This window comes from Cellvibrio sp. PSBB006, assembly GCF_002162135.1.
GTDB lineage: Bacteria > Pseudomonadota > Gammaproteobacteria > Pseudomonadales > Cellvibrionaceae > Cellvibrio.
In genome coordinates this window covers 2,431,031-2,455,071 of the sequence record NZ_CP021382.1, presented here as the reverse complement: position 1 = coordinate 2,455,071, position 24,041 = coordinate 2,431,031, and the positions used below count along the sequence as shown (strand labels likewise).

Here is a 24,041-nt window from a genome sequence, read left to right as displayed (position 1 = left end):
AAAGGTCATCCTGGAGATTGTGATATGTGAAGGTGTCCGCCAGAGGCGGCCAGGAATTGCATCTTGTCAGCGAAGAGAGGGCCGTTGTAACGCCGCTCCAATTGGGCAAGTTCATAAACTCTCTGGCGCGTATCTGGATCAAGTGCGTGGGCGAGGTAGCGAAAATTGGCGATGGTTTCATTAAACAGGCGGCCGAGACAGCGTGCAGTGGGCGAGGTTTGCTGATCGCATAGCAATTCAGCAAATTGATCGAGTGATTGCCACTGGCTGCTATTGATTTGATACTCAATATCGGGGTACCGGTGAGCCAGGCTTTTATCAACGGTAAAGATATATAACCAGGTGCATTCGCGGGCTTGAAGTTGCTCAAAGCGGGCTTGCATAAATTGCTGCTGCGTTCCTGTGACATTTATATCGTTAATAATAATGACGGATTTGTGCTGGAACTGCGGCAATAAGCTGTTGCTGTCAATATGTTGTTGAACCCGTTGGCGCTCGGCAATGCGCTGTTGCAAATTGTTCTTGCTGTAGTTGTTGTAGTTTTTTATATCCTCTCGTGTGCGGATTTCCACTTGTTGCGGACTCAGGCGCGGCTCAACCAGGGGAATAGAGATACCGCGCTGCTGCAGAAGATCCTGGACTTGTCGAGCTATCAAATTCGCAGCGGCGGGCAATTGATAAAATGCTGGTGCTGTTAACACCCAATCGTTGTTCTGGTCTGCTTTCTTTTGCAATATAACGAGAGCCAGCTCGCTGAGTTGTCGCGCAAAAAAATGAATGTCGGGCAGATAGCCGAGCTTCATGCCGGGGTAGTGCCGGTAGCGCGGTTGATCCAGTACCAGAGGCAGCGAGTTGACCTCCTCCAGCGCATGGGTATTTTTTGCGAATGTTGAATGATGCATGAGGCAACTTTTCATGAAATAACTCTTCTCATTAAACAGCTCGTCCCGTTAAAGAACTCTTCCCGTTAGAGCATGCTGTCTATAGGTATTCTGAAGCTTGTTATTATTTACATGGTGAACAGTTGCCACACGGATATCCTCACGTGTGGCAACCAGTCTTCTATTAACGCAGATCAAACGCAGAGCTTTTAATCATCTTGCGATTAACTGCTGCTTTCTGTGCAGCGGGTAATCCGCTTGATGGAACCGCATCCAACTCCTTGCCTTTGCCACCCACACCATTGGCGAGGAAGCTGAAGTCGCGACCAAGTTGCTGGGCAGCGCCATGACAACCCTGGCAGCCGCCCATGCTGAATTTTGCCGCCGGAACCGGTTGGCTTTGTTGCACATTGAGTGACACGTTGTTGTAAGTCGTTGGTGGTGCTGAGGTGTTCAGGGCCGGATCAGGATAAATACATTTTGTGCTGCCGATATCACCACGGCAGTTCACAAAATATTGTTGACTCTTATCCTTCACACCTTGTACAGGCACGCCGCCGTTTAACAGAATGCCGGTGAATAATTGAATCCCCGGTTGGCTGCTTTCCACCACGATATTGGCGAGAAAATAATTGCTTGCGGTGGAGTCACTGGTGGGGACAGCCTGAACGCCCTTGAGACGATAGTTGGCCCAGATATTATCCTGGTCCAGACTTTTAATCAGCGTGTTCACCTGGTTATTCACATCGTTTACTTCCTTGACGATCGTGTTGGGTTGCACCACTGTCGTATAATCTTGCGAGATAGCTCCGGCATCCGGCAAGTCGTAAGTGGTTTGTTTATTTTGTTGTGCCGGTTGACCGGGTGCATTGATTGAATAGGCGCCGGTCGCCGTAGCCGTGTGGGGATCATCGCTCGGTGTCTGGTAGGACAAATTGTTGTAAGTGGTTTTGTAAGCCGGATCGGTAATCTTGTTGTTACCATCGCGCGTTACCGCATCCACGTGTTCAAATGTCGTAAAGATGAATTCCTGATAATTGGCGGTTTTCTGAATGATATGCAGAGCGATCAGCGCAAAGGTGTCTGTATGAATGGTTGGTACGCCACTGTCGTCCACCACATAATAGGTTGCGCTGGCCTGGTGATAGGCTTGTGGATTTGAATTTTTAATATCCTTTACTCTGCGCCAGGCAGACTTCACTTCCACAACCCCATCGGGAAAATCCCAGGAGACTGAGGAACTGGGCGCTTTGCGTGCTGGGTCAAGCGCATAGGTTGCTTCAATTTGATTAACCTTGGCCATAAATAACACGGGGAATTCCGGTGCATAAGAGTTCTGGTAATACAGAAAATTTTGGCTGATCTGGTTAGTTTCATCCAGATAAACATAATTTTGATTGCTAACGGTTAACGGCACCGTATTGTCTTTGTTGTCGGTGTAAAAGGTGTAATACACCGGCAGTTGCTGAATCGGTGATGGGGGTTTTTGGCTGGTGTAAAATGGAAAGGCTTCGGTGCGGTGATAAAAACTTTCGAAAACCAGCGGGTTATCAACACCGGGTGAGGTGCCGGTATCAATAAAATTATTCTTACCATTGCCTACTGCGCGACCCTGACCGCTACTGAGTGTGGCACTGGTTTGTTGTGTTGCAGCAATAAACAAACGCCAGGCGTAATTGGCAAATTGCGTTTGGTTAGCGCCGCTTACCAGATCGGTGGGGAAATCTGTCACCGGTTTGGTTAAGTCGTCTTTGGTAATGCTGCCGCCGTTATCCGGCGAGGCAGAAAAAGCCATGTGTGTGGTAAAGGTTAACAGCAGTGCGCTGATAAGTTTTAAAAAAAATGGTTGCGGTTGCATTGGATTAATCTCCATGAAAATGTCATTGATCGGCTGTTATCCACCTCAAGCCGTTGCTTTGTTCCACTCGTGGTTGTGGGGTATTTCACCTTTGGCGAGAGGTGCAATCAGTTCAACGGAAAAACTTTCACCCAGGGGCGCCACCCAAATGCGGGATGAAAGATTGACTTTAAAGAGTTCAAATAGCTTGTCGTCGTCTGCGCGGGTTTCGCTGTACACTCGACGGTCAATCAATTGATAAAACTCAATGGGCACGAAATCTTCACGCAATTTTACATGAGCAGTTTGTTGCCCATCACTGACCCACCATTCAAACTTCATTTCGCTGTTGCAGCGGTTTACGCAGTTTTCATTTTGCATGACCGTCAGGCAGTCACGGTCAGCACAGCCCGTTACATAATTGAGTGAGTCGAGCACGCCGGGGCCGGGGTGACCGCTCACCACAACAAGATTGTCGCGGCTCCATAATTGCTTTTCCGATAGCGCCAGAGCCGCAACCTGCATTGCGCGATAACCCACTGCCGTTCCCCACCAGAGCGAACGCTGGTGTTTTGCGGTGGCTTCCTGATAGTCGAGCGTGAGTAACTTGCCGTGGTCAAGAACACGGATAAGTAGTCCTTCCGCAGGAATATGATCAATGGAAGATATAGCGTTCATGAGAAGATCCTTTTTAACTTAATTAAAATTACTGGAAGATTTGGCGGTGCTAACAAATGCGCGGCAGTTGTTCACCCACCAGCATGTCCACAATGCGTTTACCACCGAAACTGGTTTGCATATGAACGCGACCGGGGCGACCTTCGGCCAATACAGAGCCTATGTCGGCGGCATCTTGCCCGAGCGGGTGCGCGTGCATAGCTGCCAGCGCTGCTGCGGTTTCCGCTTCGGGCACCACGGCAACCAGCTTGCCTTCATTGGCCAGATATAACGGATCAAGTCCAAGTATTTCGCAGAAGCCTTTGATCTCTGTGCGAATCGGTGTGCGCGCTTCGTGAATCTCAATGGCGCAGCGCGACGTCTCGGCAATTTCGTTCAGCACTGAAGCAATTCCCCCGCGCGTGGCATCGCGAATAAAACGCGTATTGGGAGCTGCCTGCAGCAAACTTTGTATTAAGGTATGCAGCGGTGCGCAGTCGCTTTCTATCGGGCAGGAGAGCTGCATATCGCCGCGAGCATTCAGGATTGCGGCACCGTGGTCACCTAAAAAGCCGTTCACCAGAATGTGATCGCCGGGGCGGGCTTGATGGGCACCCAGTTGATAATCCTTGTGGATCACACCGATGCCGGCGGTATTAATAAAAATCTTGTCGCAACTGCCGCGCTCCACAACTTTGGTATCACCCGTCACGATATGAATGCCTGCGGCTCTGGCGGTGACGGCCATGGAGCTGACAATCTGACGCAAGGTGTCAACGCGCATGCCTTCTTCGATGATCATGGCGCAGGTTAAATACAAGGGCGTGGCGCCGCCCACAGCGAGATCATTGACGGTGCCGCAGATTGCCAGCTTGCCAATGTCACCACCCGGAAAAAACAGTGGATCGATGACATAAGAATCGGTGGTCATTGCCAGACGGTCACCGTAGCTCGCCAGATCGTCCAGAGAAAATCGTGCTTGATCTTCCAGCGTATTCAGCGCGGGATTACTGAACGCCTCGATGAAGACATCGTCGATTAAATCGCGCATGGCTTTGCCGCCGCCGCCGTGAGCCAGGGTGATAACATTGCTCACCAGTTTTCCCTGACGGATGCGGGCTGTTGCCGAATTTTCCTCAATCGGTTTTTTTTCTGCGACATTCATGCTCTGAGCTCCTCAATATCATCTTCCACTTGCAGCGCATCAATACGATCGCCGCCGTACAGGTAATAGGCCGCACAAGCGCCTTCACTGGAGACCATCAGTGCACCGACTGGCGTTTCCGGCGTGCAGGCTTTGCCGAATACTTTGCATTGCCAGGGCTTTATTGCACCTTTCAACACCTCGCCACATTGGCAGGATTCCGGATCGGCGATGGTGACGGTTTTGGTTGAGAATTTTTTTTCTGCATCATAGGTGCTGTATTGTTTATTCAACTGAACCCCCGAATGATCGATGGAACCCAGACCGCGCCACTCAAAAAATTGCCGCAACTCAAACACCTTGCTGATCGCTTCCAGCGCCATCCTGTTGCCGTATTCCGGTACGATGCGGTTGTATTGGTTTTCCACCCGTGCTTCGCCAGCCTGTAGTTGTTTCAGGACCATCCACAGGGATTGCAGAATATCCAGCGGCTCGAAGCCCGCCACCACAACCGGGCGATGATATTGCTCAGCAATAAAGCCGTAAGGTTGGTTGCCGATCACCATGCTCACGTGTCCCGGCCCCAGGAAGCCATCGAGCTGTAAATCCGGTGAATCGAGCACGGCCTTGATGGTGGGAATGATGGTGATGTGATTGCAGAACAGCGAAAAGTTGGTGACGCCATCGGCCTCGGCCTGAAGCACGGTTAGCGCTGTACTGGGCATGGTGGTTTCAAAACCCAAACCGAAAAATACCACTTCCTTGTCCGGATTTTTTTTCGCAATGCTCAGCGCGTCCATCGGCGAATACACCATGCGCACATCGGCACCGTCGGCCTTTGCCTCCAACAAACTTTTTTGCGAGCCGGGCACGCGTATCGCATCGCCAAATGTCGTAAAGATTACGTTCTCTTGCTCAGCAATTGCCACGCAGTCATCAACGCGACCGCGCGGCAAGACGCACACCGGGCAGCCGGGACCGTGAATCAACTCGATACTCGGCGGCAGCATATTTTCAATGCCGTAACGAAAGATGGAATGGGTATGGCCACCGCAGACCTCCATGATGTAGGTCGGTCGCTGTTGGTCATCTGCCAGTGCGTCAGCAATATCGATAATATTGTCGAGCAAAACTTTTGCTTTGTGTGGATCGCGAAATTCATCAACGTATTTCATCGCCAGTCTCCTTTGTATGTATTTTTCCGCGCGTATCAGCCAGTAACGTATGCACCAGATCCCACAGCACGTGATAGATCGCAACGTGACATTCCTGTACGCGATGAATGCTGCTGGATTCAACGATCAGGCAATGATCCAGTTGCAGCTTGGCCATCTCTCCGCCGTTACCCCCGGCCAGCGCAATGGTGGTTGCCCCGATCTTTTGCGCCTGCTTCAGTGCCCGTATCAGATTCTCCGAATTACCGCTGGTGGAGACAGCAATCAACACATCATTTTCTTTAACCAGATTTGCGACCTGCCGGGCATACACATGCTGATAACCCACGTCATTAGCGATAGCGGTCATCACAGTTTTGTCGCAACTTAAATCGTAGGCGGGCAGGGCTGGGCGTCCTGTCGTGACGGGATGTAAAAATTCCACGGCAATGTGTGCGGCATCGGAACTGGAGCCGCCATTGCCCATGGTGAAGAGTTGCCCCTTACGGTTGTAAACATCGGCAATTGCCTGGGCACAATTCACCATGGCCTGCGCATGAGAACTGAAAAACGCTGTGATCACGCGTTGGTGTTCCACGATTTTTTTGTCAATCGAATCCAATAGCGCATGATTCAAAACCGCGCTATCAGACGGCGTGTTGTTGAGGAAGGGATAAAGTGCCTGCAAGCTGGCGTTATTGTCGGAGTGATTCATCAGGATTCTCCCTCCTGCATCGCCGCCATTTCTTCCTGCATGTTGCCCAACTCGGTGAGCACCGCGAGCGTGGCTTGGGCTTCAGCTTCGTTGATAACACTCATGGCGAAGCCGACGTGCACGAGCACCCAATTGTCGAGGTATTGCTGGAGGTCTACATTGGGTTCAGCAATGCAACTGAGATTGACCGCCCGCTGGATACCGCCGACATCGACGATGCCGACCTGTTGTTCTGCGTCAACAATGCTGACGATCTTGCCCGGTATTCCTAAGCACATAAGTCTTCCCCTGATGGTTAACACGGTTAGTTGTGATCATTATTTTTTAACTTATCCTTGCCGCCGCTATCACGGCTTGTCCCAGTGCGATACCGCCATCATTCGCCGGTATATCCGCGTGTGTAATACAACGCAGCTGCTGTTGATCCAACGCGCGTTCAAGCCCCTGCAACAGGATCGCGTTTTGAAAACAACCGCCGGACAAGACGACGTCGGTGAATGTAAACTCTTTCTGCAATTGCTTGATCAACAATGCAATGCTGTCAATTAGCCCGCGATGAAAACGCGTGGCAATCACGCTGATCGGTTGCTGTTGTTGTATGTCATTCAGTAATGCCGGCCAGATACAGGCGGGATTGAGTTGGAGTAAACGATGGCCTTGCGTATCTGTTATCTGCTCAAGGCGCAACGCGTAAGGGCGATCAATCGTGTTATTTAATACGGCCGCTGTGTCGGTCATCATTTCCAGTTCAATCGCGGCCTGACCTTCAAACTGAACCTGCTCCGCACACAAACCAAGTGCACCGGCCACCGCATCAAACAAGCGCCCCATTGAGCTGCTTAACGGACAGTTGATGCCTTGGCTCAACATCGCATGCAAGGTGGGTAATGGTTTGCTGGTAAGAAGATTGGCAAGTGATGTGTTGCCGTATAACGCGGTAAATGTTTCCCAGCTCATGCTGTTGCAAATCTGCGCATAGCTATTGCGCCAGGGTTGTTTGATGGCCTGAGCGGCGCCGGGCATGGCCACGGGTTTGAGCAAGGCGAGACGACGGTAATCGCGATAGGTCGATAATAAAAATTCCCCGCCCCAGAATTCGTTATCGTCGCCCAGGCCCAAACCATCCAGTGCGATACCCAATACCGGTGGATGATCTACTGGCAGATTATTTTCCGCCATGGCGCTGGCGATATGGGCGTGATGATGTTGAACCTCCATGAGATCAACTTGCTGTGCGCTTGCATCGCGTCGGGCAAACTTACTGGAGAGATATTCCGGGTGTTTGTCTGCGATCAGATATTGTGGCTTGCATGAAAATATCTGCTGATAAAGTTGCAAATTCTTTTCAAAATCGGCGGCAGTTGTCGCATCTTCCAGGTCACCCTGATGCTGCGACAAGATAGCCGCGCCCTGCTTAAGCAGGCAGAAGGTCGATTTCAGTTCGGCACCGTAGGCGATGATGTTATCGGCTTGCTCGAAGCCTTTGGGCAAGCTGATTGAGCGTGGTGCATAGCCGCGTGCCCGGCGTATGACTCTGATTTTTTCACCCACACACCGCACCACAGAATCGTCGATGCGATTCGCAATATCACGATCGTGATACACCATCAGATCAGCAATATCCCCGAGTTTCTCCAGGGCTTCATCGTTATCAATAATCTGCGGTTCGCCGGCGACATTGCCGCTCGTCATCACCAACGGCTTTCCGAAGTCCTGGCACAGCAGATGGTGCAGCGGTGTATATGGCAGCATGAAACCCAGCAGATGAGTTCCCGGCGCGATGGCGGTGGATAAGGTATTAAGGCCCTGTTGTTCGCTGTGTTTTTGCAGTAACACGATGGGTGCTGCGCTGCTGGCTAAGGCCTCTTGCTCCTGTTTGGAAACCTGACAGTAGGCACGAATTTTGTCGATGCTGTTGCACATTAACGCAAAGGGTTTGGCATAGCGTTGTTTGCGTTCGCGCAAACGGCTTACGGCGAAGTGGTTGGTCGCATCGCAACACAAATGAAAACCGCCGAGGCCTTTTAGGGCTACAATTTTTCCATCCTGAAGTGCATCTACTACATCCTGGAGGATGTGTCGGGTTTGCTGTTTTCTGTCGCCGGAAAGCGTCGGTGTTTCACCGGAGAAATGATGCAGAAATAATCCCGGACCGCATTCATGGCAGGCAACCGGTTGCGCATGAAAACGCCGATCCAGTGGATTGTTGTATTCAGCTTCGCACGCAGCACACAAGGTGAAATTCGCCATGGTGGTGTTGCCACGATCATAGGGAATTCCCCGGATAATCGACAGGCGTGGTCCGCAATGTGTGCAATTTGTAAAGGGATATAAATAACGGCGCTCAGCAGGATTAAAGATTTCCTCCAGGCATGACTTGCAAGTAGCAGCATCCGGCGATATGTCCGTGCGCCCCTGTGATGCACTGGATTGGCTAATGTGGAAATTGTGATAACACCACTGCGCTGTTATCGCGTTGCTTTCAATAGATTCAATTCGCGCCAGCGGTGGTGATTCATGTTCAAGTCGCTGTAGAAATTCGCGGATATCGGTGTGAACACCGCTTAAACGAATAAACACACCGTCGGTATCATTAAAGACCTCGCCCTTGAGTCGACACTCAATGGCCAATCGATAAACGGTCGGGCGGAAGCCCACGCCCTGGACAGTACCTCTGACTCGGACTTCATGGTTTTCCAGTGCGATATTGACCACAACTGGCTACCTCCTTGGCGAGAACTATATGACCGTCCGCCTTACATCGGAACACTGGCAGAAGCGAAGAAACGGGTTGAAACAAATATTATCACGTTATTTCTTTTATTCAGGCTCGCCTTGTTGGTTGAGCCTTTGGAGCGAACGACTGAACGTAAAAACTACTATAGTCACCGGTTTATGAAAATTACAGCAAATTACCTGAAATTTATTGCTACGATTTTTTTGTCTTAACCAATCATTGATTTTTTATCGTTTTTTAAAATGATGTTTATAAAAGTATGTTTTTTTGTTTATTAAAAATATTGTGTTTTGTGCCATATCCCTGTGTGGCGACATTTATATGCATAAAATAATTTATATAAATTCTGGCGACAAATATTACAAGGGATTACACCGGCTGGTTATCCGGAAAAAAGCCGCTACAGTAGTAGAGGGCAACCACTACCCACGGAGGGTAATCATGCTAAGAAACATTTTTCTAATAAGTCTTGTCTTTATTGCAACCGCTATCCAGGCTCAACCCCAATCTCAAGTTAAACAGCTCGGCTATGTCGATACGGCCTGTTCAATTTCACCCAAAGAGTTAAATTCCTGGTTTGTTGGCGGGATCAGTAAAAATGGTCTTGTAAGCTTTGCCGATAGTGTGAATTTTCCGACCGATAACACCAAGTGCGACTTCTACAAATGGGCGCATCAAATGTTCCTGTGGATTACATCACCGGTCAATGGTGGGATTCTTCTGGACTCAGCGACTTTCTTTGATATGTACACCGACGGCGTTGATGCATCAGGCAATACAATCTATCGCTATGTGTCGAACAGCGCTGATACTGTCAATAAAGGGTTTGCACTGCGTGATACCAAACCGCAAACCATTCAGCCGGGCGGGCAAGCCGGTGGCAGCGATACCTTGTTATCGTTAAATGGATCACTGGTCTATTTTGCCGTGCATGCCAACGATGTGTATGCCTGGTTTAATACTGCGCTGACTAATAAATATTTGCCTGCTGATACGCCTTTTCCTACCACACCAACAGAATTGAAATCAGTGTTAAGTTACGCCAAGAGCAACGGAGCAAACATTGGTGATGGCAATGCACTGACGATGGAGTTAAAAACCGCATGGGTTGATGCAGCGACGGTGGACAATGTGGCGAATTACGTCACCATTGTGGCGATGGTTCCCAATTATGTTAAAACCAGTCCTACCCAATGGACCATCAGTACCACCGCTCCCTCTGTACAGAAAACATTGGCCCTGGTTGGTGTCCATGTGGTTGGTCCGGTGCAAGGGCATCCGGAGATGGTGTGGGCGACCTTCGAGCATCGCAGCAATGCGCCGGATAATACGTTTTATTTCAACGATCTGTTTGGACAGACCCAATCTATTCCCTACAACTCCACGGGGCAATGGAATTTCATGGCAAGCGGTGGCAGTCAAACGGGCGCGCTGGTGGCGCAGATGACTGTGGATTCATCCACGGGCAACATCAACGCTACCTCAGGCAATACAATTCAGGCCAACAATGTTTACCGTGTTAATCCCTGGGGTAATGCGCCCACCAAAGCTTCAGCAGAAAATAACAGTGAATTGATTTCGCTGAATCTGGATATTCTGGTAATGCTGGGATTAATAGGCGATGTGCGCAGTAATTATTTTCAGGTCGGCGCTGTGTGGACGAAAGATGGCTCTATCCCCTCCAGTCCAACCGATCCGGAATTGATTGGCTCATTGTTGCTGGCCAACTCCACGATGGAAACCTATCACCAGCTGGGTTCGTCGTCATCAGATCAGGGTTGCTTTGGTTGTCACTCCGCATCAACCAGCACCGGCACCAGTCATGTGTTCAGCCTGACGAATATTCCCCTGGTGCCTGCCGGTTCTACGCCTAAGAAAAAATAAAAAAATTGATGTTGAGACAGACGGCGCCATGGAGGGCGCCGACTTATTACTTATGCAGTGTGTCGAGATAATCCATCGCTGCCACATAGGCACTGTCATCCAGCTTGCGGCCATCGTAGTTTCCATTAAAAAATGTCAGGCATAGGTTGGCGGCGTTTATCGGGACATTCTTTCGTTTTAAATGGGTATCCAGGAAGGTGCGGTTATTTTGCCTGGCGGCATCGAGCAATAAGGGGCTGAACATACCCACATCCAGCAGCAAGGGTTGCTTCAGCATCTTGTGGATCTGCGTTAAAAAAATCGTACCAAATGCACTGTGGGACAATTGCTTCCATTCATTGATCACCTGATTACAGGCATAACGATAAAAATCAAGAAATTCGTTGTCTCGCTCCATCACAATGACGGCATTATTGACCCGCTCAGAGACAATAATTTTCTCACCCTCTTGATGGACCCAATGCTCCTGGCAAAAAAGAAATTTACAGGGCGGAAACGCAGATAAAAAATTCGCGGGATTATTGATATACACATCGGCATCAATCCAGATCACCCTATCGTAGGTATTTAATAGTTCCTTGGCCAGCTCCAGGCGCGCCACATCGGACACCAGATGACGCTGATTGCCAACAGCCGTCCGCAACCTGGCGGGGGCATAATTAAAAAATTCGTCGTCATAAAAGTGATAGGCGAAGTCCCGCATCTCTGCCCAACTGGAAACACTTGCGAGGCATCGTGTCATCCAGTCGGGTACGTCAGTGGTGCGAAACGATTGATATACCGCAGTCTTCATAAAATCGGCTCCATTCCATTTGCATCATCGTGGAGCTGCTACTCCACAGCTCATGATACTAGCCGATCTTTCACTAAATTACCTTGTCACCGATCGCGTCTGAAACCAGAAACAAAAAAGCCCCGATATTGCTATCGAGGCTCTCAAATTTGGTGCCTAGGACGATGTGCATGGATGCACAAGTGTCGCGGTGTACCGGACGTACAAGAGCGACTGAGGACAAGTCCGTTGTTAATCGAAGCCGCAAATGAAAAAGCCCCGATATCACTATCGAGGCTTTTGAATATGGTGCCAGGAGAGGACAAGAAATATTAGTATAAGTTATTGATTTTAAATGATTAAAAAATATTGATTTTATCCGGTGCCAACGACGATACCAACAAATGTGAGGTGCTGTGTCTGCTAAATCCTGCGCGTACTGGTCGCAAAATACCCTTTAGGGAGTCTCAAAATACCCTTTTTTTTAGTGCGCAAAAATACCCAATTCCCTTTCTAAGATGTCCAGAAATACCCTTATTCTCCGTAATTTGCCGGTGTTTACGGCTTAAAAAGGGTAATGAGCTGATTTGCTATGTACTTTGGTTGACTGGCGGCAGTTTACTCATATTTAATGTTTCTGCTCTTGGTCTACCGTGTGTGCTAATTATCAAGCAAAAGTTTCTGGAACCTTACTAGGAAGGAAAAACAAGATGTTCGGCATGAATAGAATTGGATTGATAGTGTTAGCTTTGGTTGCGAGTTTACTCCTTTTTGGTTGTGATAAATTTCAGACGGCTCCGCGTGTAATCACTGCCGATGGGAACGAATATCTTGCATGTGGTGGGATGGTGTGGGTCAGCGATGAAAGTGGCATGTTCTCTAGTAAACCAATATATAAAATCAGCTTCACAGATTTAGCAGGAAAGGATCATGTCATTCGCGGTGTTCAGAATCTTCATGTAAGCCAGCCATACGATGAGGTTGCCCCTATGCCTTATTACTTGCCAGACATAGAAAAAAATGCAGATGTAAACGGAAAAGCCTATGTCGATGGACAAATTTATACATGGGAAAATGGCGCAAAAGCTAAGCTCGTAAATGGCAAATGGGCACCGGTAGCTCTAGCTAGTGCGTGTAAATAAGTGAAGCGAAATTAACAACAAAACTTGGTGCAATCAGTTAAATATTCAGGCTATCCGAAAAATTTTAGATTGAAGCATGTATGTTTTTTGTTGATTTAGCTCTTTTCTTTTAGCGATGCGCATAGACCATGCAGTCCGCTGATTCCGTTGCGCTGCAACATTCTGAAAAGCCGCTTGGGTGTCCAAGGGTTGCCTCTGCTGGTAGTGATTGCCAGGCGGTTTAGCGCAGCTACCGCTTTCACATAGCTGGGCGGGCGCGAGTTGTTAAGCAATAAAACGGTTTGCAGGTGCTTAATGGTATTGCGATTGGTTTGTTGTTGCTGCCATCGGGTCATATGTTTACCTGTTCGTTGTTAAATCGCCTGTGGGCTATTCTCGCGCCTTTATCCGGCTAGTACCGTAGTTTTTTGTCTGTTGGGGTTTGTAGCTCTTGCCACGGCCTTTGGCTAGGTATGACAGGCGTTTGATTGCTTCCTGTGTCTGGTGTCGGTTTGCGCGTGTCAGGCGGTAATAGGCGTTGTCTGGTAGCCAGCATTTGCCGCCCATAAATTCCCAAATGGTTTTTATCATTTCCCATATAAGGCTGGGCTTTTGTATTTTGTTGCCGTCCAGTATTAGCGCAAAGTGATAGTGCTGCTGTTTTGCTTTTTCTTGCTCGCGCACCCAGCAATAACCAAAGCGGCTCAGGCCGTAATGCCGGATCACTCGCCGCGATAAGCGCCGCAAAAAATCAGTGATGGTTTTATTGGTGTCAGTATGGCTCGGGCAATGTAAATCAAAACGAAAAACCAGCGCTTTATTGTGGTGACTTAGCATTGCGAATAGTTGCCCCAGTATTGCCTGCATCATGTCGTGGTAAATGCCACTCTTACGCGTGTTTATTTCCCACCATTCGCCGTTAAATTCGATTAATGGATTGGTGACTATGTAGCTCATTGCGCATCCATTAGAGCGATGTAAGGGGCGGTAAAACTTGACATAGATAATATAAAGTAACCTAGCGCAGCATGTGGGGTAGCTTGGTTTGTAAGCCTATGAATTAAAAAACAAATTCGGTGGGCTGTATTGCAAAAAACGGGGTAAAAAACCTGCAAGGTTTGTCCAATGCCGTTTGGTATGTGCGCTAAGTTTTTGATTAAAAAACCTTTTCTGTTTTTGAGGTGAATTGGTTTGGGAATGGTGTTCATGCTGTGCTAGCCTGTTGTTGGCTAGCGGCTCAGGTCTGCAAACTTTCACCGCTAGCCGTGTTAAATAAGCCCGCTTAGGCAAATGTTTAAGCGGGTTTTATTTTTCTGTCTTTTCTCCTGCTAATTGAATCAGTACATAGCGAGCAACATTCCTATGAAGAAAGCCGTTTTGGTCAGTTATGCTGATTCGGTCGGTGTGTATCAGGTGACCTTGCTCGCGTAACTCTTTCACGCGCGGGGCGGGTGCCATTATATTTAATCGGTCACGGGCATAGAGTGTATTGACTGCACCCAGGCTTTTAAGGGCTTCCAGTAAACGTTTTCTTTGTGCGTTGGCACTGGCGTTACTCAGGTGTTTGCGGTTCATGCTTCACCCCCAACACTCTCGATATAGCGACGGATATCATCTACTCGCCAAGCGGTGCAACGCTTACCCAGCTTAACGGGTTGAGGGTAGCGACCTTCTTTAACACCAAGCCAGAAGGTGGATTTGGAGACTGGAATAATTGCTGGTATTGGTGGGTTTGCTTTGGGGTTGCCAAGTATTTGATTTAAGCGAATAAAGCCGGTTGGGAATTGGTTCATTGGATATCGTTCTCGTGTTGTTGAGTGCGATATCTAATTTATATAGTTATATAGAAATTAAAATTTGTACTTCGTGCGATAAATATATTTCTCGTACGAAAAGTATATATTTAATTTTTTGGTCGACCTCTTGCTTGAGCTGATTTAGGCGCTATTGGTCTTAGCCAGCGTTTAATGACGTTTATATCACGGGGCAGTTTGTAGCCGGATTGGTCTATTATTTCTTCTATTTCTTTATTAGACGAACATAGAGCTTCAATATGAATTTTAGTTAGCTCTGCTATTTTTCCTATTCTTTCGTGTGAGTGTGAGGGGGACTTCCAGCATTTATTGGCAAATTCTAGCGCTTCCTTTCTGACAAATTTACTGGCAACATTTTTTTTCGATAGTGCAAGTTCAGACTTCATCCCATGTCTTATTGATGACATGTTCTTAGAAAACTCAATTAAATCGGTTGCTTCTTGGTCTAGTTGGGCTGATGCCAGACCGAGCCAGTAGAATGTTGAGGCAATCAAATTTATGTCCCCCGAGGCTAGGACGGCTCTCGCCTCTAAGGTTCTGTCTTTCAAAACTACCCATTTTTGGTCGAACTCTTTTATACCCTGTTTTTTTTTGTACTGATTTTCTTCATGTTCAAGTATTAGGCTAGTGTTGTATCGATGCTCTTCGAGATGATCCTGCATCTGCATTATCAAGTCCTTTTTAGAAAGTGTGCCTATATGCTGAGATCCGCGCTCAATGAGAAATTCTTCATATTCGATATGGCCGCTTTTTATAAACATGGTGTCTGTTCCTTCATTAAATTGCTTTTGATTCTATCTATGTTGTTTGCCCACCACTCCATCATTTCAAATCGATCATCTTTGTATTGCGCATGGTGGGTGTAGGCCGCTCTTACGCCGTTACGCTCCATGTGAGACATTTGGCGCTCAATAGCATCTGGGTTAAAGCCCTGTTCATTCAAGATTGAGCAGGCGGTAGTGCGCAGGCCGTGGGGTACGCATTTGGCTTTGCCTGGAGTGTTGCCGTCATAACCTAATTTGAATATGGCGCGACGCATGGTGTTGTCGCTCATGGGGTCGGTAATGCGGCGCTCGGAGGGAAACAGCAACTCAAAATTGCCCGTTATCTCGCGTATTTTCTGCAGTAGTACCAAAGTCTGTTTGGACAATGGCACCATGTGGTCAGTTTTCATTTTCATGCGCTCAGCGGGTATGCGCCACAAACATTCTTTTAAATCAAATTCACTCCAGCGCGCGCCACGAAGTTCACCAGAACGAAGGTCAGCACTAAAAGCTCTACGGCATAGCGCGTAAGTAGGCGTCCGCGCTCATGGTAGCTTGCAAGGTCGCGCATAAATTGCGGTAGCTGCTCTGGAGGTAGGGCATCTCTGTGTGTCGTTTGGCGAGCCTTTGAAGTCAGTTCACGCGCTGGATTAGTTTCTATATGGCCTAGCTCTACGGCATAGGCAAACACTCGGCGAACATCCTGTAAAACCCGTTTGGCTACATCTAATGCATTGCGCTTTTCTATGTTGTGGATAATCGCTTTGATGTGTGGTGGGCGCAATTCAGTGATGGGGGTGATGCCGATACGCGGGAACACGTCGGCCTCTAGGCGGCCTAGAACTCGCAGGCTGTGGTGTGGGAGCCAGTGGCCAAGTTTGTGTTGCCACCAATCGCGGGCGATAGCTTCAAACGTGTTTGCGGCCGCTAATTGTTGTTTGAGTTTTTCCTGTTTTTTATCGAGTGATGGGTCGATGTTTTTGGCGAGTTTATCTTTTGCTTCATTGCGCGCGTCTCTGGCTTGTTTTAAAGCGACGCTTGGATAAATGCCTAAGGCTAAGGTTTTTTGCTTTCCTGCGAAACGGTACGCCAGCCGCCAGCATTTTGTGCCGTTGTTTTTAACCAGCAAGTAGAGCCCGCCGCCGTCGGTAATTTTGTAATCACCTTCTCGAATTGCGGCTTGTTTGACTTCAATGTCCGTGAGCTTATTTGTTGCCATTTGGTCGCCGAGGTTGAATCTCGATACCAACAACGATACCAACAAAAAAGCGGGATTGAAAGGGACCTAGCTGGACATTCTCGGAGTCTAAAAATGCAAAAACCCGCTAAATTTGCGGGTTCTCGGACAATATGAGATTGCCTCATATCTATAAGTGGTGCCCAGGAGAGGACTTGAACCTCCACGGCCTTTCGGCCACCAGCACCTGAAGCTGGCGTGTCTACCAATTTCACCACCGGGGCAGGGAGTGCTCGGCGCGGTTTGCCGAGGCCGCGAACTATAAATATCCACTCTTGGGTTGTCAACGGGCTTTCCTCGACTTTTTAGCATTTTTATTTATGCCAAATTGTAAGGATTCCTTGTCTTTTCGTGTGTTTGCGGTTCGCTAACCCTATAATCAGGCTATCCCTAGGGTTGCGATGTGAATATTGCACCTTATTTAGGGTCTAAACGCCCAAACCCATCTTCCAGGGATACTGACAGGACATTTATTTTGACGAAACGCAAACTGCCCAAAAACGACCCTTTCGCCCAGCGCGAGGCCGAAAAATACGAAAACCCCATCCCCAGCCGTGAATATATTCTTGAATTGTTAGATAAAGCCGCCTATCCGGTTACCCACCCCGAGATGTGCGACATGCTCAATTTGACCGGTGAGGATGATGTCGAAGCGCTGCGCCGCCGCCTGATCGCGATGACGCGGGATGGCCAATTGATCAGCAATCGGCGTGACGCCTATGTCCGGCCGGACAAGATTGACGTGGTGCGCGGCCGGGTACAGGGGCATCGCGACGGCTACGGCTTTGTGATTCCCGCTGAAGGTGGCGAAGACATCTATCTCCACAACCGACAAATGCGTCGTGTGTTTGATGGTGACGAAGTGCTGGTACGCATGGCCGGCCATCAATACCGGGGTAAGGAAGAAGGCGCTATCGTCGAGGTGTTATCGCGCAACACCAAACAGTTGGCGGGGCGCTTCTTTAATGAGGAAGGCGTGCAATTTGTGCGGCCGGAGAATGTGCGCATTACCCAGGACATCATGATTCCCTTCGGTGCCTGGGGTGGTGCAGAACCCGGGCAAATTGTGGTGGTGGAGATCACCCAGCAACCGGACAAGAATCGTCCGCCGGTAGGGCGGGTCGTCCGTGTGCTCGGCAACCACATGGCGCCGGGCATGGAGATTGAGCTGGCGATCCAGTCCCACGGCATCCCCAGTATCTGGCCGCCGTCGGTTGAGGCCGAAGCGGCAGGTATTCCCGGCGAGGTGCAGGAGGCTGACAAGCTGCATCGTGTCGATGTGCGCCACCTCCCGTTCGTTACCATTGACGGCGAAGATGCGCGCGACTTTGATGACGCGGTGTTATGTGAGCGGCGCAAAGGCGGTTGGCGTTTGTATGTCGCGATTGCTGATGTTTCGCATTATGTACATATCGACAGCGCTCTGGATAAAGAAGCCTGTCTGCGCGGTAACTCTGTTTATTTCCCCGACTTCGTCGTGCCCATGCTGCCCGAGGCCTTGTCCAATGGCCTGTGTTCGCTCAACCCACAGGTAGACCGCTTGTGTATGGTATGCGAGATGACCATCACCGATGCGGGCAAGATTTCCGGTTATCAATTTTATGAAGGGGTGATGCACTCCCACGCACGCCTGACCTATACGCAGGTGGGCGAGATCCTGGCGCATCCGGATGATGATCAATATCCACTGCGTCAGCAGTTCCGCGCGGTGTTGCCGCAATTGCATCGTCTGCATGACTTATATAAGTGCCTGCGCGAAGCGCGCGATGACCGTGGTGCGATCGATTTTGAAACGGTAGAGACGCGCATTGTTTTCAATGATGAGCGCAAGATCGAACGCATCGTACCGGTGCGTCGTAATGATGCGCATAAGTTAATTGAAGAATGTATGCTCTGCGCCAATGTGTGTGCAGCCAAGTTTCTACAAAAGCACAATCTGACCGGCGTGTATCGGGTGCACGAAGGCCCTACCGAACAAAAGCTGACTAATCTGCGTGAATTTTTGGGTGAGTTGGGCTTATCGCTTGCGGGTGGCGATGCGCCAACTTCGCTGGATTACCAGGCCTTGATGGAGCAAATCCAGAATCGTTCAGACAGCAACATGATCCAAACCGTAATGTTGCGCAGTCTGCGCCAGGCGATGTATCAGGTGGAAAACCTCGGCCACTTTGGTCTGGGCTATGAGGCCTACACACATTTCACCTCGCCGATTCGCCGTTACCCTGATCTGTTAGTACACCGTGCGATTCGTTCGGTCATTCGCAGTGAGCTGCCCTCGAAACAGGTGCAGCGCGTTGACGGTGCCAGCCTCCTGAAGCAGCGCGCTATCTACCCCTATTCGCCCGCCGATATGGCCGGGCTGGGCGAGCACTGTTCCATGACTGAGCGGCGCGCCGATGAAGCAACACGCGATGTGGTGAGCTGGCTCAAATGTGAATTCCTGCGCGATCAGGTTGGTTCGGTATTCCCCGGCATTGTCAGCGCGGTGACCGGGTTTGGTTTGTTTATCGAATTAAAAGAACTGTATGTCGAAGGGCTTATTCACGTCACTGCCTTGCCGCATGATTACTATCGCTTTGAAGCCGCACAACATCGGCTGGTAGGTGAGCGCACGCGCAAAGTCTTCGGCTTGGGCGATGAACTGGTGGTGCGTGTCGTGCGTGTTGACCTCGACAATCGCAAGATAGATTTTGAGCTGGAATCTGTTGTGGCGCATCGTGCAAAATCGAGCAAAACCAAAACAGCAGAAAAACCCGCCAAGCGCAGCAAAGCGACGACCAAGTCAGCGAAAGGCAAAAAAGCGCAAGAGCCTCGTGTTGCTCCAACCAAAGCCAAATCCAGACAGGCCAAGGTAGAGACAGCAACAGGGTCGACCAAGGCCGGCAAGAAAAAATCCACGGCAGGCAGCGCCAGTGCAAAGTCGACACAAGTTGATGTTGCACCGACCAAAAGCCGCCGTACCCGCACGGACTCAACAGCTGGAGTGACGGATGGCAATCAAGATAAAAAAGCTCGGCGCAAGACGAAGACAGAATCAGTTCCTGCGGCTCAAGCAAGTGCGCCAGCTAAAGGCAAGTCAATTCTTTCGTCCGCGACAGCTGGCGTTAAAAAAGCGCTGGCTAAATTTAAGAAGGAGAAGTAGGGCGCAAACGGAAGTGATCCTGTGCAGTGATCAGCAAACAGATGAATAACCCACCGATTGTTATCAGCGGTGGCTTTACAGTTTGGTTTTTTTGAGGCTTACATTGAAAGATAACGAATTGATTTACGGCCTGCACGCGGTTCAGGCCCTGTTGAAAAGTGCACCCCAGCGTGTACAGGAATTGTTTTTGTTACAGGGGCGTAATGACCAGCGCCTGCAAAAGATTGCCAGCGCGGCACAGAACAATGACATTCACATTCAGTATGTTAATCGCACTCGCCTTGACGAATTAGTGGATGAGGAAAACCATCAGGGCGTGGTTGCACGTTGTACGCCGGGTGAGAACCATGACGAAGCTTTTTTATTTCGAATGCTGGACAATCTGTCCGAACCGGCCTTTCTATTGATCCTGGACGGTGTGACCGACCCGCATAATCTCGGCGCGTGCATGCGTACCGCAGAAGCCGCTGGTGTCCATGCGGTTATTGCACCCAAGGATAAGTCTGCCGGTTTGAATCCGGTCGCACGCAAGGTCGCTTGTGGTGCGGCAGAAGTCCTGCCTTTTGTTCCGGTAACCAATCTCGCCCGCACCCTGAAAAAACTGCAGGAAGCCGGTGTGTGGTTATTCGGTGCGGCCGGCGAAGCAGACCTGTCGGTTTACCAGTCCAACCTGACTGGTCCTATCGGTATTTTAATGGGCGCGGAAGGTGACGGTTTGCGACGCCTGACCCAGGAAACCTGCGACCATCTGATGAACATTCCCATGGCGGGGACGGTCAGCAGCTTGAACGTATCGGTCGCGACCGGCGTTTGTTTATTCGAGGCTGTGCGTCAACGTCAACAGAAGTCTTAGTATCATTAAGGAAGCCTATGCGTAAAAAGATTATCGCCTTGAGTCTGTTGCTCGGTTTGGTTACGGGTTGTGCGCCGGAAGTCGGCAGCCCCGAATGGTGTAAAAAAATGAAGACCAAACCCAATGGCGAATGGACCATGAACGAAGCCAGGGATTACGCAAGCCACTGCCTCTTCAAATAACCGCACCCCTCTTTTTTACATCGCTCCCATCCACAATCCCAACAACCTGTCGGATTACGCCGCGGTGCGGCTAATTCGGCCTACGGTTGGTCGTGCTCTTCATCAAACCAATCTGGAACAAGTTTTGCCTCGCACATTTCATTAACATCCGAGGCAAACGCCATGAAATCCGCACAAGACTTTCTGTTGGCCGCCAAGCATTGCGAGATTGATGCCCTGGAGCAGCTGCGCACTACCTGTGAGTTGGTTACCGGGTTGAGTGAGTTGATCCACAGTTTGCAGCGGGAACGCGGTGCATCCAACGTCTATCTTGGTTCGTCCGGGGTGCGTTTCAGCCAGGTGTTACAGCATCAGGTGAGCGAATCTTCCCGTGCGGAAAAGACGTTGCGCAACCAGTTTTCCCGTCTCGATCAACACGCTGGCAGCGTCCGTTTATTCAGCCGCATTGCATCCGTGTTGCACGGTTTTGAAACACTGCCGCGCTTGCGTGAACGGATTCGGGCTGTCCAGTTGTCGTCCCGCGAAGCAACGACGGCCTTTAGCCGCTTGATTGCCGGTTTGCTCGCCATTGTATTTGAAGCCGCCGATACCGCCGCCGATCCTGAAGTCACCAGCCTGTTGGTTGCCATGTTTAACTTTATGCAAGGCAAGGAATTATCCGGGCAGGAGCGGGCAGCCGGCGCTATGGGTTTCACGGCGGGTTTTTTCACGCAGGAGGAACAGCAGCGCATGGTGTACCTGCTGGATGCCCAGGAGCGTTGCTTCGATATCTTTACCCAGTTTGCGCCGGCCAAGGCGCTTATCGCCTGGCGTCAACTTACGGATTCGCGCTTGTGTGCGGAGCTTAAAACCCTGCGCCAGGTTGGGCGTAAAGCCAATGAAGTCCAACCGGTGCCCTCGGAACTGGGTGAGCTCTGGTTTGAATTAGCAACGCAGCGAATCGATGAAATGAAATTGATTGAGAATCAATTGGCCGATGCGTTGGTGCAGCTTTCCGCGTACAAGATCGTCGAGGCCCGCGCGGATTTGCACAGTCACAAAGATTTTCTTGCTGCTTTTAATAAAGCCGAAACGCCGCCGTTAGTTCCTATGGCGGTACTGTTGGATTCATCCATGATGGGATTCGGTGCCGTTGCACATTCGCAAAAACTGAGCGTGGAAGACATGAGCCCTCAACTCAGTCACTCGCTCTTTGATCTTGTACAGGCGCAGGCGCAACGCCTGCAATCGGTGAGTGATGAATTGTTGGCAGCGAAGCGGGCATTGCATGAGCGCAAACAGATTGAGCGTGCGAAAGGCATATTGATGATGCATCGCGGCCTAACGGAAGAGCAGGCATACAAGATGTTGCGGCAATCGGCTATGGACCAGAGTCGCCGTATGGCGGATGTGGCTGAAGCAATTCTGAATGTTGCGGATCTGCTACAGGAAAAGCGTCAAGTTAACATTCCCATCATCTAGTTTGTTGTGCGCGCAACCTGTGCAAATTTTCTGTTTTTTGCGCACTGCTGGTGCATCTTTAAGGGCGAAGATAAGCGCGATGTTTATGTTTAACTAATTGTTTTTAAATGATTTTTTTGGTTTTTAAAAACTTGGTATGCATTCTGCAATATTCAAGTCAAGGATTCGGAAATTCTGAAAGTCAGCAGAATTAAACGAATCAAAAGTAGCTAAGTCGATGATGACCTGGCGCTGGTTTTATCTAAGAGTCAACGGGCAACGGTGCCACATACGTTAATTGCTTGCGCGGTAATTAACTTTGTGTGGCACCGTTTTTTTTCGCTTAAAATTTGGCATCAGGGGCAGGCGTAATGGAAAAAAAATCTTCCACAGTGATCGGCGGCAATGACTTAACCAAGCGTCGTAAGTTTTTAAAACACAGCCTGACTGCGATTGGCGGTGCAGCGGTATTAAGTGGTTTACCCAAAGGGCTCGGCAGTCTTGCCTGGGCCGCAGGCGGTAGCCTGGAAACCACCACCGCAAAATTGGGTTTTATTGCACTCACCGATGCCGCTCCCTTATTTGTCGCCGAAGAAAAAGGTTTCTTTAAAAAATATGGCATGACCGATGTGCAGGTCATCAAACAATCTTCCTGGGGCACCACGCGCGACAACCTGGTTCTCGGCTCGCACAATAACGGTATTGATGGCGCGCATATTTTGTCGCCCATGCCTTACCTGATTTCAGCAGGTGTCGTAACGCCGAACAATCTTCCTACCCCCATGTATATTCTCGCGCGCTTGAATCTGGGTGGCCAATGTATCTCGGTCGGTAAAGAATATGCCGACTTAAAACTGGGTACAGATGCCACGCCGTTTAAAGCCGCCCTGGAAAAGAAAAAAGCCAGCGGCAAACCGGTGAATGCCGCGATGACGTTTCCCGGCGGTACGCACGACTTATGGATTCGTTACTGGTTGGCGGCAGGCGGTATTGATCCCACCAAAGATATTTCCACGATTGTTGTTCCTCCAGCACAAATGGTTGCCAATATGAAAGTGGGCAGCATGGATACCTTCTGTGTGTGCGAGCCCTGGAACGAGCAATTAATCAACCAGAAAATTGGCTACACCGCTAATACCACCAGTGAGCTTTGGAGCAACCATCCCGAAAAAGCTTTCGCCATGCGCGCGGATTATGTTGATAAAAATCCCAATTCAGCCAAAGCCCTGTTGATGGCCGTGATGGAAGCGCAGATGTGGTGTGAAAAAGCCGAGAACAAGGAAGAGATGGCGAAGATCTGCTCCGGCCGTAAATGGATCAACGCGCCCTACAAAGACATCATCGAGCGCATGAAAGGTACATTTGATTATGGTACTGGCAAGGTGGTAGAGAACAGTCCGTTCCAGATGCGTTACTGGAAAGACCATGCGTCCTATCCCTTCCGCAGCCACGACCTGTGGTTCCTGACCGAAAATATGCGCTGGGGTTATTTCCCCGCCTCCACCGATACCAAAGCCTTGATTGATAAAGTGAACCGCGAAGATATGTGGCGCGATGCAGCGGCGACATTAAAAGTGCCGGCCAGTGATATTCCCACGTCAACCTCTCGTGGGGTTGAAAAATTCTTTGATGGCAAAGTCTTTGATCCGGAAAATCCAAAAGCGTATCTGGATAGTCTGGCAATCAAATACATGAGCTGAAGTTGAA

General features: G+C 49.6%; 22 protein-coding genes, 1 tRNA gene and 1 pseudogene. 7 read left to right on the top strand and 17 right to left on the bottom strand.

Features of this window, described 5'->3' with window-relative positions; genetic code table 11:
• Positions 1-5: 5 nt before the first annotated feature.
• From CBR65_RS10215 to hypF, 8 genes are all read right to left on the bottom strand, one after another.
• Positions 6-917, bottom strand: a complete 912-nt coding sequence (locus tag CBR65_RS10215) for a phosphoribosyltransferase family protein (protein WP_087466755.1) — start codon at positions 915-917, stop codon at positions 6-8.
• A gap of 148 nt (positions 918-1,065) precedes the next feature.
• Complete coding sequence (locus tag CBR65_RS10210) at positions 1,066-2,739, bottom strand: hypothetical protein (protein ID WP_087466754.1); 1,674 nt, start codon at positions 2,737-2,739, stop codon at positions 1,066-1,068.
• 45 nt (positions 2,740-2,784) lie between these two features.
• On the bottom strand, positions 2,785-3,396 hold the full coding sequence (locus tag CBR65_RS10205; protein ID WP_087466753.1) for a hypothetical protein: 612 nt from the start codon (positions 3,394-3,396) through the stop codon (positions 2,785-2,787).
• Between the two features lie 49 nt (positions 3,397-3,445).
• Positions 3,446-4,540, bottom strand: a complete 1,095-nt coding sequence (gene hypE / locus CBR65_RS10200) for a hydrogenase expression/formation protein HypE (protein WP_087466752.1) — start codon at positions 4,538-4,540, stop codon at positions 3,446-3,448.
• Positions 4,537-5,694, bottom strand: a complete 1,158-nt coding sequence (hypD, locus tag CBR65_RS10195) for a hydrogenase formation protein HypD (protein ID WP_087466751.1) — start codon at positions 5,692-5,694, stop codon at positions 4,537-4,539. The genes hypE and hypD overlap by 4 nt, the downstream gene beginning before the upstream one ends.
• Positions 5,681-6,388 carry an SIS domain-containing protein gene (locus tag CBR65_RS10190; protein WP_087466750.1) on the bottom strand — a complete coding sequence of 236 codons (708 nt, stop codon included), beginning with the start codon at positions 6,386-6,388 and terminating at the stop codon, positions 5,681-5,683. The genes hypD and CBR65_RS10190 overlap by 14 nt, the downstream gene beginning before the upstream one ends.
• The gene (locus tag CBR65_RS10185; protein WP_087466749.1) at positions 6,388-6,666 is read right to left on the bottom strand and encodes a HypC/HybG/HupF family hydrogenase formation chaperone; all 279 of its coding nucleotides are present in this window, start codon (positions 6,664-6,666) and stop codon (positions 6,388-6,390) included. The genes CBR65_RS10190 and CBR65_RS10185 overlap by 1 nt, the downstream gene beginning before the upstream one ends.
• Before the next feature lie 46 nt (positions 6,667-6,712).
• Positions 6,713-9,103, bottom strand: a complete 2,391-nt coding sequence (gene hypF / locus CBR65_RS10180) for a carbamoyltransferase HypF (protein WP_198300930.1) — start codon at positions 9,101-9,103, stop codon at positions 6,713-6,715.
• 463 nt (positions 9,104-9,566) lie between these two features.
• On the opposite strand from hypF, the gene CBR65_RS10175 reads away from it, so the two are divergent.
• Positions 9,567-11,009 carry a hypothetical protein gene (locus tag CBR65_RS10175; protein ID WP_087466748.1) on the top strand — a complete coding sequence of 481 codons (1,443 nt, stop codon included), beginning with the start codon at positions 9,567-9,569 and terminating at the stop codon, positions 11,007-11,009.
• Between the two features lie 46 nt (positions 11,010-11,055).
• Here the strand turns inward: CBR65_RS10175 and CBR65_RS10170 are convergent, their stop codons facing one another.
• Positions 11,056-11,802 (bottom strand): hypothetical protein, encoded by a 747-nt coding sequence (locus CBR65_RS10170; RefSeq protein WP_087466747.1) that lies wholly within the window; start codon positions 11,800-11,802, stop codon positions 11,056-11,058.
• Between the two features lie 689 nt (positions 11,803-12,491).
• Here CBR65_RS10170 and CBR65_RS10165 point away from each other — a divergent pair.
• Positions 12,492-12,923 (top strand): hypothetical protein, encoded by a 432-nt coding sequence (locus tag CBR65_RS10165; RefSeq protein ID WP_087466746.1) that lies wholly within the window; start codon positions 12,492-12,494, stop codon positions 12,921-12,923.
• Between the two features lie 369 nt (positions 12,924-13,292).
• On the opposite strand, the gene CBR65_RS10155 is transcribed toward CBR65_RS10165, so the two are convergent.
• From CBR65_RS10155 to CBR65_RS10125, 8 genes and pseudogenes are all read right to left on the bottom strand, one after another.
• Complete coding sequence (locus CBR65_RS10155) at positions 13,293-13,859, bottom strand: inovirus-type Gp2 protein (RefSeq protein ID WP_087466744.1); 567 nt, start codon at positions 13,857-13,859, stop codon at positions 13,293-13,295.
• Positions 13,856-14,110 (bottom strand): hypothetical protein, encoded by a 255-nt coding sequence (locus tag CBR65_RS10150; RefSeq protein WP_087466743.1) that lies wholly within the window; start codon positions 14,108-14,110, stop codon positions 13,856-13,858. Before CBR65_RS10150 ends, CBR65_RS10155 begins: the two co-directional genes overlap by 4 nt.
• A 97-nt stretch (positions 14,111-14,207) precedes the next feature.
• Positions 14,208-14,477, bottom strand: coding sequence for a helix-turn-helix domain-containing protein (locus tag CBR65_RS10145; RefSeq protein WP_087466742.1), 270 nt, complete (start codon positions 14,475-14,477; stop codon positions 14,208-14,210).
• Complete coding sequence (locus CBR65_RS10140; protein WP_087466741.1) at positions 14,474-14,695, bottom strand: AlpA family transcriptional regulator; 222 nt, start codon at positions 14,693-14,695, stop codon at positions 14,474-14,476. Before CBR65_RS10140 ends, CBR65_RS10145 begins: the two co-directional genes overlap by 4 nt.
• Positions 14,696-14,805: 110 nt before the next feature.
• Positions 14,806-15,477: a hypothetical protein gene (locus CBR65_RS10135; RefSeq protein WP_087466740.1), complete on the bottom strand. Its 672-nt coding sequence runs from the start codon at positions 15,475-15,477 to the stop codon at positions 14,806-14,808.
• Positions 15,468-15,953: pseudogene (locus CBR65_RS22290) on the bottom strand (tyrosine-type recombinase/integrase); the annotation flags it as partial. The pseudogene CBR65_RS22290 and the gene CBR65_RS10135, both read right to left, overlap by 10 nt.
• Positions 15,929-16,699, bottom strand: a complete 771-nt coding sequence (locus tag CBR65_RS22285; RefSeq protein ID WP_198300929.1) for an integrase arm-type DNA-binding domain-containing protein — start codon at positions 16,697-16,699, stop codon at positions 15,929-15,931. The gene CBR65_RS22285 and the pseudogene CBR65_RS22290, both read right to left, overlap by 25 nt.
• 155 nt (positions 16,700-16,854) lie before the next feature.
• Positions 16,855-16,941, bottom strand: a tRNA-Leu gene (locus tag CBR65_RS10125).
• A 251-nt stretch (positions 16,942-17,192) separates the two neighbouring features.
• Here CBR65_RS10125 and rnr point away from each other — a divergent pair.
• The 5 genes from rnr (at position 17,193) to CBR65_RS10100 (ending at position 24,034) form a co-directional block, all read left to right on the top strand.
• The gene (gene rnr, locus CBR65_RS10120) at positions 17,193-19,859 is read left to right on the top strand and encodes a ribonuclease R (protein WP_087466739.1); all 2,667 of its coding nucleotides are present in this window, start codon (positions 17,193-17,195) and stop codon (positions 19,857-19,859) included.
• Between the two features lie 103 nt (positions 19,860-19,962).
• Entirely contained in the window at positions 19,963-20,712 is a 750-nt protein-coding gene (gene rlmB, locus CBR65_RS10115; protein ID WP_087466738.1) for a 23S rRNA (guanosine(2251)-2'-O)-methyltransferase RlmB, read from the top strand.
• 17 nt (positions 20,713-20,729) lie between these two features.
• Complete coding sequence (locus tag CBR65_RS10110; protein WP_087466737.1) at positions 20,730-20,894, top strand: DUF3012 domain-containing protein; 165 nt, start codon at positions 20,730-20,732, stop codon at positions 20,892-20,894.
• A 162-nt stretch (positions 20,895-21,056) separates the two neighbouring features.
• On the top strand, positions 21,057-22,355 hold the full coding sequence (locus tag CBR65_RS10105; protein WP_087466736.1) for a nitrate regulatory protein: 1,299 nt from the start codon (positions 21,057-21,059) through the stop codon (positions 22,353-22,355).
• Between the two features lie 350 nt (positions 22,356-22,705).
• Positions 22,706-24,034, top strand: a complete 1,329-nt coding sequence (locus CBR65_RS10100; RefSeq protein ID WP_087466735.1) for a CmpA/NrtA family ABC transporter substrate-binding protein — start codon at positions 22,706-22,708, stop codon at positions 24,032-24,034.
• Positions 24,035-24,041 lie beyond the last annotated feature (7 nt).